The following is an 11,212-nucleotide window of genomic DNA, read 5'->3' as shown; positions in this document are numbered from 1 at the left end:
AAGTGGCTGACGCCGCGCGTGCTGCTGATGGTGGTGGTGTGAATCGCTTCGGGATCGAATTCGATAAACAGATAGTTGGGAAACAGCGGCTCACTCACGGTGGTGCGTTTACCGCGCACAATCTTCTCCAGAGCGATCATCGGGCTGAGGCAATTCACCTCTTGCCGCTCAAGATGCTCCTTCGCGCGCAATAGTTGTCCACGTTTGCAATAGAGTAAGTACCAGGATTCCATAACTGCTCCCAAATAATGGACGCTAAGAATATCAAACCTGCTGACAGAGTTATAGCGCATCGGCCGCGTAAACCCGGCTGGGAAAATAATATCACTACGATTTTTCTGATTGCTGCACCTTTTTCACTGTTTCTTGTAAGAAAATTGACGGCTGATAACTATCTGTATCAGACTCCATCTCCATCTTTCGATTGAAATGGAGTGGCTGATGGAACTGTTTCTGTTAAGTAACGGCAAAGTGGCCGAAGATGCGCCGCTATTGAGTTACGCCCATCCGCAGTTACACGCGATGATTGCCCAGCGCGGCATTACCTCGGCGGTGTTGGTGCCTTACGCCATCATTCGTGGCGACCATGCGCAACGCGCGCAGGATTTATCCGCATCGCTGGGTATTGAAGTGCGCACCGTGCACGACTTTGCTTCGCCCGTTGCCGCGATTGAACAAGCCGAAATGATTCTGGTCAGCGGCGGCAACACCTGGTTCCTTAACCAAATGCTGCACGAGCATGGCTTGATCGTTGCCATTCAGCGTGCGGTGCGTGAACGTGGCGTGCCGTATGTCGGCTGGAGCGCCGGTTGCAACGTGGCAACGCCTTCCATTCGTACCACCAACGATATGCCGGTGCGCAGCAGCGTAGTGCTGCCCGCGTTGGGCCTGTTCCCGGTGCAAATCAACCCGCATTATCTTGATGCGCACGTCAGCGGCCATATGGGCGAAACGCGTGATGAACGACTGGCCGAGTTTTGCGCCGTCAATCCACACGAATCGGTGATTGCGCTGCGTGAAGCCAGCTTCCTGCATGTCAGCGAAAATCGCCTGCGTTACTACAGTGCGCGCGGCGAGGATTTCAAAGTGTTCCGCCACGGCGAGCCGATTGCCGCTTATCACGATGTTCTGGCGATTCAGTCGCTGGTGCCGTTTTCCTGTCAGCCCGCCTGACGCAGAAACCTCAACATGCCAGCGGACAAGCGCTTTATAATGGCGCTTCACTCTGGCCGGAAAGCTAACGCCGCATGAAATATCAGGATTTACGAGATTTTCTCTCCTTGCTGGAACAGCGTGGCGAGTTAAAACGCATCACTCAGGAGATCGATCCTGAGTTAGAGATGACCGAAATTGCCGACCGCACACTGCGTGCTGGCGGCCCAGCGCTGCTGTTCGAGAACCCAAAAGGGTACGACATGCCAGTGCTGTGCAATCTGTTCGGCACCCCAAAACGCGTGGCGATGGGCATGGGCCAGGAAGAGGTCAGTGCGCTACGTGAAGTGGGCAAACTGCTGGCATTTCTGAAAGAGCCGGAGCCGCCAAAAGGTTTTCGCGATCTGTTCGATAAAATGCCGCAGTTCAAGCAAGTGCTGAATATGCCGACCAAACGCCTGCGCAATGCGCCGTGCCAGGAAGAGATTTTCAGCGGCGAGGAAGTCGATCTGTCGCGTATCCCGGTAATGAAATGCTGGCCCGGCGATGCCGCGCCGCTGATTACGTGGGGATTGACCGTCACGCGCGGCCCGCATAAAGAGCGGCAAAATCTGGGGATTTACCGCCAGCAGGTGATCGGCAAGAATCGCGTGATCATGCGCTGGCTGTCGCATCGCGGCGGCGCGCTGGATTTCCAGGAGTGGTGCAAAGCGCATCCGGGCGAACGTTTTCCGGTCTCGGTGGCGCTGGGTGCCGATCCCGCCACCATTCTTGGGGCGGTAACGCCAGTGCCGGATACGCTGTCGGAATATGCCTTTGCCGGTTTGCTGCGTGGCAATAAAACCGAAGTGGTGAAGTGCATCTCAAACGAGCTTGAAGTGCCTGCCAGCGCCGAAATCGTGTTGGAAGGGTACATCGAGCCGGGCGATATGGCGCCGGAAGGTCCGTACGGCGATCACACTGGCTACTACAATGAAGTAGATAGTTTCCCGGTGTTTACCGTGACGCACGTAACGCAACGTCGCAACCCGATTTATCATTCAACTTATACCGGACGCCCGCCAGATGAACCTGCGGTGTTGGGTGTGGCGTTGAATGAAGTGTTGGTGCCGATTCTGATCAAGCAGTTCCCGGAAATTGTCGATTTCTATCTGCCGCCAGAAGGATGTTCTTATCGCCTGGCGGTGGTGACCATCAAGAAACAGTACGCTGGCCATGCTAAGCGTGTGATGTTTGGCGTTTGGTCGTTCCTGCGCCAATTCATGTACACCAAGTTTGTGATTGTGTGTGATGACGACGTTAACGCGCGCGACTGGAATGATGTGATTTGGGCGATTACCACGCGTATGGACCCGGCGCGCGATACGGTGCTGGTTGAGAACACGCCAATCGATTATCTCGACTTCGCCTCGCCGGTTTCCGGTTTAGGCTCGAAGATGGGACTTGATGCCACCAATAAATGGCCTGGCGAAACCACGCGCGAGTGGGGCACGCCGATTGTTAAAGATCCGGCTGTAACCGCGCGCATTGACGCCATTTGGGATGAGTTAGCCATCTTTGCCGAGCCGCCGCAGCGCTAACGGCGGCAGACCAATTAGACCCGAAGAAAAAGGGAACGCATGACAACGTTAAGCTGCAAAGTAACTTCGGTTGAAGCGATTACGGATACGGTTTTCCGCGTCCGCTTGATCCCAGCTGCGGATTTTAGCTTCCGCGCAGGGCAGTATTTGATGGTGGTGATGGATGAGCGTGACAAGCGCCCGTTTTCGCTGGCTTCCACGCCAATGGAAAAAGACATCATTGAGTTGCACATCGGCGCGTCGGATCTCAACCTCTACGCGATGGCGGTGATGGATCGTATCAAAAACGATCGTCAGATTACCGTCGATATGCCACACGGCGATGCCTGGCTGCGTGAAGATAGCGAACGTCCGATCATTCTGATTGCAGGCGGCACCGGCTTCTCTTACGCACGTTCGATTCTGCTAACCGCGCTGGCGCAGAAGCCCGATCGCGATATCGCCATTTATTGGGGCGGCCGCGAGTTAATGCATCTGTACGATTTGGATGAGCTGAACGCGCTGGCAGTGAAGCATCCCAACCTGAAAGTGATTCCGGTGGTTGAACAACCGGCGGACGATTGGACGGGTCGCAGCGGTACAGTGTTGACGGCGGTGATGCAGGATTATGCCTCACTCAGCGAACACGATATCTATATTGCCGGACGTTTTGAGATGGCGAAGATTGCACGTGAACGTTTCTGTGCCGAGCGCGGTGCGCTAGAAGCGCAGATGTTTGGCGATGCGTTTGCGTTTATCTGACCAGCAAAAAGCCCGCCCGAAAGGGCGGGAACACATGCAACAAGTAACGTATTAAACCCGTTCGAATACCGTCGCAATGCCCTGGCCTAAGCCAATGCACATGGTCGCCAGACCAAAGTGCGCATCGCGACGCTCCATCTGATTCAGCAGCGTGGTACTGATACGCGCACCGGAACATCCCAACGGATGACCAAGCGCAATCGCGCCGCCGTTTAAATTCACCTTCTCATCCAACTGCTCCAGCAAACCCATATCCTTGATGCACGGCAGCGCCTGCGCCGCGAAGGCTTCATTGAATTCGAACAAATCGATGTCCTGCACATTTAATCCGGCGCGTTTGAGCGCCAGTTTGCTGGCAGGGACTGGGCCATAACCCATGATTGATGGATCGCAGCCCACTACCGCCATACTGCGAATACGCGCGCACGGCGTTAAACCTAACTCACGCGCTCGGCTTTCGCTCATGATCAACATCGCGGCGGCGCCATCGGAAAGCGCGGATGAACTGCCAGCGGTCACGGTACCATTGACCGGATCAAACGCCGGACGCAGCGCCGCCAATCCTTCGAGGCTGGTCTCTTCGCGGATCACTTCATCAAAATCGTAGCGTTTCAACACGCCATCCGCGTCGTGGCCGTAAGTGGGCACAATTTCACGCTTGAAGTCACCGCGTTGGGTGGCGGCCCAAGCGCGCTGGTGGGAACGCAGCGCAAAGGCATCTTGCTGTTCACGCGTGATGTGATGCATGCGCGCTAACATTTCGGCGGTCAAACCCATCATGCCAGCGGCTTTCGCCACGGTGCGACCTAAGCCTGGATGGAAATCCACGCCGTGGCTCATCGGCACATGGCCCATGTGTTCCACCCCGCCAATCAGGCAACTGTGCGCATCGCCGACCATAATTGCGCGAGCCGCATCATGCAGTGCCTGCATCGACGAACCGCAAAGGCGATTGACGGTGCTGGCAGGCACGCGATGCGGAATCTCGGCCAGTAGCGCGGCGTTGCGGGCAATATTGAAGCCTTGTTCCAGCGTCTGCTGCACACAGCCCCAAATAATGTCATCGAGCGATGCTGGATCGACCGCTGGATTACGGCTCAACAGTTCACGCATCAAATGGGCGGAAAGATCTTCCGCGCGTACCTGACGAAACGCGCCGCCTTTGGATCGCCCCATTGGCGTGCGTACGGCATCAACAATCACTACTTTTTCCATCTTCATCACCTCAGGCACTTTGCAGCGCCGCTTCGTCAATCGGTTGCACCGCGGGATACCAGCTTTGATGCTGATGGGCTTTTTGCAGCAACAGTTCCGGCAGCGCATACAGCGGGCCGAGAGCGGTATAGCGTTTGGCCTGATCGACCACATTGCTATTGCCCAACGTATCCATGTAACGGAAAGCACCGCCGCGGAAAGGCGGGAAGCCAAGTCCGTACACCAGCGCCATGTCGGCTTCAGCCGGTGAAGCGATAATCTTCTCTTCGAGACAGCGCACCACTTCGTTGAGCATCGGCAGCATCATACGATTGGCGATGTCATCATCGCTGAACACCCGCTTCGGTTGGCAAATTGGCTCCAGCAGCGCATCGACGGCTGCATCGGCTTTCTTCTGTGCTTTGCCTTTTTTGTCCTGTTCCCAACGATAGAAGCCTTGTCCGTTTTTCTGCCCGTAGCGTTTGGCTTCAAACAGCACGTCGATGGCATCGCGATAATCTTTCTGCATGCGTGATGGGAAACCTTGCGCCATCACTTGCTGCGCGTGATGTGCGGTATCAATGCCAACCACATCCAGCAACCACGCCGGCCCCATCGGCCAGCCGAACTGTTTTTCCATCACTTTATCGACCTGACGGAAATCAGCGCCATCGCGCAGCAGCAAACTGAACGCGGCGAAATAGGGGAACAGCACGCGGTTGACGAAGAAGCCCGGACAGTCATTCACCACAATCGGCGTTTTGCCCATCTTGCTGGCCCACGCCACCACTTTGCTGATGGTGGCTTCCGAGGTTTGCTCGCCGCGAATTACTTCGACTAGCGGCATACGCGGCACCGGATTAAAGAAGTGCATGCCGCAGAAGTTTTCTGGTCGCTGTAAGGCTTTGGCCAGTTGGCTGATCGGAATGGTTGAGGTGTTAGAAGCCAGAATCGCGTCGGCACGCAGATGCTGCTCGGTTTCTGCCAGCACTTTGGCTTTGATTTGTGGATTCTCCACCACCGCTTCGACGACCACGTCGATACGTTCGAATCCGGCGTAATCCAGCGTGGGTTGAATCGTAGTGAGCACGCTGGCCAGTTTCGCGCCATCAATCTTGCCGCGTTCCAACTGTTTGTTCAGCAGCTTGCTGGCTTCAGTCATGCCAAGGGTTAACGCCTGCGGATTGATATCTTTCATCATCACCGGCACGCCTTTCCATGCCGATTGATAGGCAATACCGCCGCCCATAATTCCTGCGCCCAGCACCGCCGCCTGTTGCGGTACACCGGCGGCGCTGCTGTGTTTCTTCGCTAAACCTTTGACGTATTGATCGTTGAGGAAGATACCCACCAACGCACGTGCAACATCGCTTTGCGCCAGTGGCACAAACGCGGCGGTTTCCAGCTTCAATGCATCATCGCGTCCCAGACTGGCGGCGGCTTCAATGGTTTTCACCGCAGTCACTGGCGCGGGATAATGTTTGCCAGCGGTTTGCTGCACCATGCTTTTGGCGATGGTGAAACTCATGGCGGCTTCAATTGGGCTGAGTTTCAGCGGTGCCAGCTTCGGTGCGCGTCGTGCTTGCCAGTTACCCTGTACGATAGCGTCTTGCAATACAGCAAGCGCTGCGTCACGTAATTTGTCGCTGCTGACGACTGCATCCACCAAGCCCAGTTTCAATGCGCTGTTGCCATCCAGATCTTTACCCGCCGCAATGATTTCCATCGCGCTGTCAGCACCGAGTAAACGAGGCAAACGCACGCTGCCGCCAAAGCCGGGCATGATGCCGAGTTTGGTTTCTGGCAGGCCGATGCGAGCGGTTGGCGTGGCGATGCGGAAGTCGGTTGCCAGCACGCATTCGCAGCCGCCGCCCAGCGCATAGCCGTCAATGGCGGCCACGGTCGGCACCGGCAGATCTTCCAGGCGATTAAAGATGCTGTTGGCAAACGCCAGCCATTGGCTCAGCTTTTCTTCTGGCGCTTCAAACAGCGACAGGAATTCTGTGATGTCGGCACCAACAATAAAGGCTGGTTTGGCCGATGAAAGCAGTAGGCCGCGCAGCGCAGATTGCTGTTCCAGCACGCTCAGCGCTTCGCCCAGTGAAGCGACAGTTTTGGTATCGAGTTTGTTCACCGAACCGGGCGCATCGAAAATCAGCTCGGCGATGCCATCGTCAAGCCATTGAAGTGAAAGAGTATCGCCTTGGTAGAGCATGTCCGTCTCCTGAAACCGCGAAAGATGATCTGGTCATACCAGATGAGTTGGAGTGTGGGCGGGATGTTAATTATTTGCAAACGAGAGTTTGATAATTTGATACGGCGATCACAGCGCGTGCAGCACGGTATCACACCGGCGGCTGTGCTACACTGCCGCCACTTTCGCGACATCGGAGACAAGTCCATGGATTCACTGAAAACCCTGTATCACGCGCACATCAATACGCTGCAGCAGCGAGCGCAGCAGGTGCTGGTACGCTTTAAGCTTGATGCCATGCTGATTCATTCCGGCGAGCTGCTGACCGTTTTCCTCGACGATCACGACTATCCGTTTAAGGTGAATCCGCAGTTCAAGGCGTGGGTACCGGTGACGCAGGTGCCTAACTGCTGGTTATGGATTGATGGCGTGAATAAACCGAAATTGTGGTTCTATTCGCCGGTAGATTACTGGCACAACGTTGAGCCGCTGCCTAATAGCTTCTGGACCAACGATGTTGACGTCATCGGTTTGAAAAATGCGGATGACATCGCGCAACTGCTGCCGGCGCAACGTGAAAACGTGGCGTATATCGGGCCGGTACCTGAACGTGCTGCGCAACTCGGTATCAACAGCGAGCAGGTCAACCCAAAAGGCGTGATCGACTTCCTGCACTATCATCGCAGCATCAAAACAGACTACGAGCTGGCGTGTATGCGTGAAGCGCAGAAGCTGGCGGTTGCGGGGCATCGTGCTGCCAAAGAAGCTTTCTTCTCCGGCATGAGCGAGTTTGATATCAATATCGCCTATCTGACTGCTACCGGTCATCGCGATACCGATGTGCCTTACGGCAACATTATCGCCCTGAATGAGCATGCGGCGGTGTTGCACTACACCAAACTGGATCATCAAGCGCCCGCTAAGCGCCACAGTTTCCTGATTGATGCCGGTGCGGAATATCTTGGCTACGCGGCGGATCTGACGCGCAGCTATGCGGCGCAGAGCAAATCGCGTTACGCCGAGATGGTCGCCGCGATGAATAAAGAAGAGTTGGCGCTGATCGCCACGTTGAAAGCGGGTGTGCGCTATACCGATTATCATCTGCAAATGCATCAACGTATTGCGAGCATGCTGCTGAAATTTGAGCTGGTGAAAGGCCTGACCGAAGAGACGCTGGTGGCTGAAGACTTAACCGGTCCGTTTATGCCGCACGGTCTTGGCCATCCGCTCGGCTTGCAGGTACATGATGTCGCTGGCTTTATGCAGGACGACAACGGCACGCATCTGGCTGCGCCAGCGCAATATCCTTATCTGCGTTGTACGCGTGTGTTGGAGCCGGGCATGGTGCTGACTATCGAACCGGGCTTCTATATTATCGATTCGCTGTTGGCGAAACTGCGCGGCGGTAAGTTCAGCCAGCACTTTGACTGGCAGGCGATTGATGCGCTGAAACCGTACGGCGGTATTCGCATCGAGGATAACGTGGTGATCCACGCCAACCGGATCGAAAACATGACGCGCGATCTGCACCTTGCCTGATGGACGCCTATGACATTCCCGCTGAGGCTGTCAGTCTCAGCGAGGAAACCATCAAGAAAAGTCGTTTTATCACCTTGCTGGCGCATACCGCAGGCGTGGAAGCTGCGCGCGCGTTTGTGCAGCAGGTGAAACAAGAACATCCCACCGCACGGCATCATTGCTGGGCGTGGGTGGCTGGCGCGCCAGATGATTCGCAGCAATTAGGGTTCTCTGATGATGGCGAACCTTCTGGCACCGCCGGTAAACCGATGCTGGCTCAGCTTATGGGCAGCGGCGTCGGTGAGATTACCGCCGTAGTGGTGCGCTATTATGGCGGCGTAATGCTCGGCACCGGCGGGTTAGTGAAAGCCTATGGCGGCGGCGTACAGCAAGGACTTAAGCAGTTGGCGCGTCAACGTAAAGTGCCGATGCAATCTTTTACCCTGCAATGTGATTACGCCCAGCTCAGTGACATCGAACGACTATTGCAACGTTTTGACGGCATTATAGAAGAGAGCCATTATCAAGATCGCATTGCGCTACGTTTAGCGTTGCCGCATGCGCAGATTGCTGGCTTTCGCCAAAACCTCTCTGATTACAGCCGGGGCGCGCTGACGCTCATCCCGCTGACAAACTAAAAGCATCTGTTTAAAGGAAACGGCTGAATGCATTTTCGCGCCATTACCCGCATCGTGGGCCTGCTGGTGATTCTGTTCTCGGTGACCATGATTTTACCGGGCCTCGTTGCCTTGATTTACCGTGACGGTGCCGGGCGCGCGTTTAGCCAGACCTTTATGATGGCGATTGTGATTGGTTCGCTGCTGTGGTGGCCCAATCGCAAAGAAAAAACAGAACTTAAGCCGCGTGAAGGCTTCCTTATTGTGGTGCTGTTCTGGACCGTGCTGGGTAGCGTCGGTGCGATGCCGTTTATCTTCGCTGAACAACCTCATCTATCGATCACTGATGCGTTCTTTGAGTCGTTCTCGGGCCTAACGACAACAGGTGCCACCACGCTGGTGGGGCTTGATACGTTGCCGAAAGCGATTCTGTTCTATCGGCAGATGCTGCAATGGCTCGGCGGTATGGGAATCATCGTATTGGCGGTGGCGATTCTGCCAATTCTGGGCGTTGGCGGTATGCAGCTCTATCGCGCTGAAATGCCGGGGCCGTTGAAAGATAACAAGATGCGCCCGCGTATTGCCGAAACGGCTAAAACGTTGTGGCTGATCTATGTGCTGCTGACCGTTGCCTGTGCCGTGGCGTTGTGGCTAGCGGGCATGCCGATGTTTGACGCTATTGGCCATAGCTTCTCCACCATCGCGATTGGCGGGTTCTCAACGCATGATGCCAGTATCGGCTACTTCAATAGTCCAACCATCAACACCATCGTTGCGGTGTTCCTGCTGATTTCTGGCTGTAATTACGGCCTGCATTTCTCGCTATTAAGCGGCCGCAGCCTGAAAGTCTATTGGCGCGATCCCGAATTCCGTATGTTTATTGGCGTACAGTTGACGCTCGTCCTGATTTGTACCGTGGTGCTGTGGTTCCATAATGTCTACGCCAGTGGCTGGCAAACATTGAATCAGGCGTTTTTCCAGGTGGTTTCGATGGCGACGACTGCGGGCTTTACTACAGACAGCATCGCGCGGTGGCCGCTGTTCCTGCCGGTTCTGCTGCTGTGCTCAGCGTTTATTGGCGGCATGGCGGGTTCAACCGGCGGTGGATTGAAGGTGATCCGCATTCTGTTGCTGTTCAAGCAAGGTTCGCGTGAGTTGAAGCGCTTAGTGCATCCCAACGCGGTCTACACCATTAAGTTGGGTAACCGCGCGCTGCCGGAACGTATTCTTGAAGCGGTGTGGGGCTTCTTCTCAGCTTATGCGCTGGTGTTCCTGCTGAGCATGCTGGCGATTATCGCCACTGGCGTGGATGATTTCTCTGCGTTTGCTGCTGTGGCGGCGACTCTCAACAATCTTGGCCCCGGCTTGGGCGTGGTGGCCGACAACTTCACTTCAATGAATGATGTCGCGAAGTGGATTTTGATTTTGACCATGCTGTTTGGACGTCTTGAAGTGTTCACGCTGCTGGTGCTGTTCACGCCGACTTTCTGGCGTGAATGATAAATAGGATTAAGACATGAAAGCGTTGATTCTTTATTCCAGCCGCGATGGGCAAACTCGTGAAATAGCCGCGCGCATTGCGCAGACGCTAGTGCCGCATCAATTGTGCGATGTAATTGATTTGCTGGAGGCGCAACAGGTTGACTGGCCGCAGTACGATCGTGTGTTGATCGGCGCATCGATCCGCTATGGTCATTTCCATCCGGCATTGCTGAAGTTTGTTACTCAGCATAAGTCGCAGCTGCTGCAGCGTGTCAGCGGCTTCTATAGTGTTAACCTCACGGCACGTAAAGCAGATAAGTGCACGCCAGAGACCAATGCCTACACGCGCAAGTTCCTTGAGCAGTCGCCATGGCAGCCAGATTGTTGTGCCGTGTTTGCCGGCGCATTGCGTTATCCACGTTATCGCTGGTTCGATCGCGTCATGATTCAATTCATTATGCGAATGACGGGTGGCGAAACGGATTCATCAAAAGAAGTGGAATACACCGATTGGAATAAAGTGGCGCTTTTTGCCCAGGATTTTGCACAGTTACCAGGCAAATTGTAGTGAAATACAGCGTAGTGGCGAATTTTAGGTCGAACGATCATTTTTTTGCAATAAACCCTTGTCAGCTGCGAATAACTCCCTATAATGCGCCACCACTGAGACGGCAAAGCGGCAACGCAGACGGCTCAGCAGGGAGTGAAGAAATTCATCCCGCCGGATGAAAACG

10 protein-coding genes are annotated in these 11,212 nt (G+C 55.0%); 7 read left to right on the top strand and 3 right to left on the bottom strand.

Annotated elements, in window-relative coordinates; genetic code table 11:
* The coding region (gene rfaH, locus ABDW13_RS22495) for a transcription/translation regulatory transformer protein RfaH (protein ID WP_343554739.1) at window positions 1-233 on the bottom strand (233 nt) is incomplete at its 3' end.
* Window positions 234-441: 208 nt separating this feature from the next.
* Between rfaH and pepE the strand changes: the two genes are divergently transcribed.
* The 3 genes from pepE (at window position 442) to fre (ending at window position 3,473) form a co-directional block, all read left to right on the top strand.
* On the top strand, window positions 442-1,173 hold the full coding sequence (pepE, locus tag ABDW13_RS22490; protein WP_343554738.1) for a dipeptidase PepE: 732 nt from the start codon (window positions 442-444) through the stop codon (window positions 1,171-1,173).
* A 74-nt stretch (window positions 1,174-1,247) separates the two neighbouring features.
* Window positions 1,248-2,732: a 4-hydroxy-3-polyprenylbenzoate decarboxylase gene (ubiD, locus tag ABDW13_RS22485; RefSeq protein WP_343554737.1), complete on the top strand. Its 1,485-nt coding sequence runs from the start codon at window positions 1,248-1,250 to the stop codon at window positions 2,730-2,732.
* Between the two features lie 39 nt (window positions 2,733-2,771).
* Window positions 2,772-3,473, top strand: a complete 702-nt coding sequence (fre, locus tag ABDW13_RS22480) for an NAD(P)H-flavin reductase (protein WP_343554736.1) — start codon at window positions 2,772-2,774, stop codon at window positions 3,471-3,473.
* 51 nt (window positions 3,474-3,524) lie between these two features.
* On the opposite strand, the gene fadA is transcribed toward fre, so the two are convergent.
* Together fadA and fadB are read right to left on the bottom strand one after the other, a co-directional pair.
* Complete coding sequence (fadA, locus tag ABDW13_RS22475; RefSeq protein ID WP_343554735.1) at window positions 3,525-4,688, bottom strand: acetyl-CoA C-acyltransferase FadA; 1,164 nt, start codon at window positions 4,686-4,688, stop codon at window positions 3,525-3,527.
* A 10-nt stretch (window positions 4,689-4,698) separates the two neighbouring features.
* Complete coding sequence (gene fadB, locus ABDW13_RS22470; protein WP_343554734.1) at window positions 4,699-6,882, bottom strand: fatty acid oxidation complex subunit alpha FadB; 2,184 nt, start codon at window positions 6,880-6,882, stop codon at window positions 4,699-4,701.
* A 186-nt stretch (window positions 6,883-7,068) separates the two neighbouring features.
* Between fadB and pepQ the strand changes: the two genes are divergently transcribed.
* From pepQ to hemG, 4 genes are read left to right on the top strand one after another with little or no spacing between them, the layout of a single operon-like run.
* Window positions 7,069-8,400 (top strand): Xaa-Pro dipeptidase, encoded by a 1,332-nt coding sequence (pepQ, locus tag ABDW13_RS22465; RefSeq protein ID WP_343554733.1) that lies wholly within the window; start codon window positions 7,069-7,071, stop codon window positions 8,398-8,400.
* Entirely contained in the window at window positions 8,400-9,017 is a 618-nt protein-coding gene (locus tag ABDW13_RS22460; RefSeq protein ID WP_343554732.1) for an IMPACT family protein, read from the top strand. Before pepQ ends, ABDW13_RS22460 begins: the two co-directional genes overlap by 1 nt.
* Before the next feature lie 27 nt (window positions 9,018-9,044).
* Complete coding sequence (gene trkH / locus ABDW13_RS22455) at window positions 9,045-10,496, top strand: Trk system potassium transporter TrkH (protein ID WP_343554731.1); 1,452 nt, start codon at window positions 9,045-9,047, stop codon at window positions 10,494-10,496.
* A 16-nt stretch (window positions 10,497-10,512) separates the two neighbouring features.
* Window positions 10,513-11,046 (top strand): menaquinone-dependent protoporphyrinogen IX dehydrogenase, encoded by a 534-nt coding sequence (hemG, locus tag ABDW13_RS22450; RefSeq protein WP_343554730.1) that lies wholly within the window; start codon window positions 10,513-10,515, stop codon window positions 11,044-11,046.
* Window positions 11,047-11,212: the final 166 nt, after the last annotated feature.

Source organism: Pantoea sp. (assembly GCF_039594315.1).
Lineage (GTDB): Bacteria > Pseudomonadota > Gammaproteobacteria > Enterobacterales > Enterobacteriaceae > Pantoea.
Note: the sequence above shows the minus strand (reverse complement) of the source record. Positions and strands in the feature narration are given on the sequence as shown.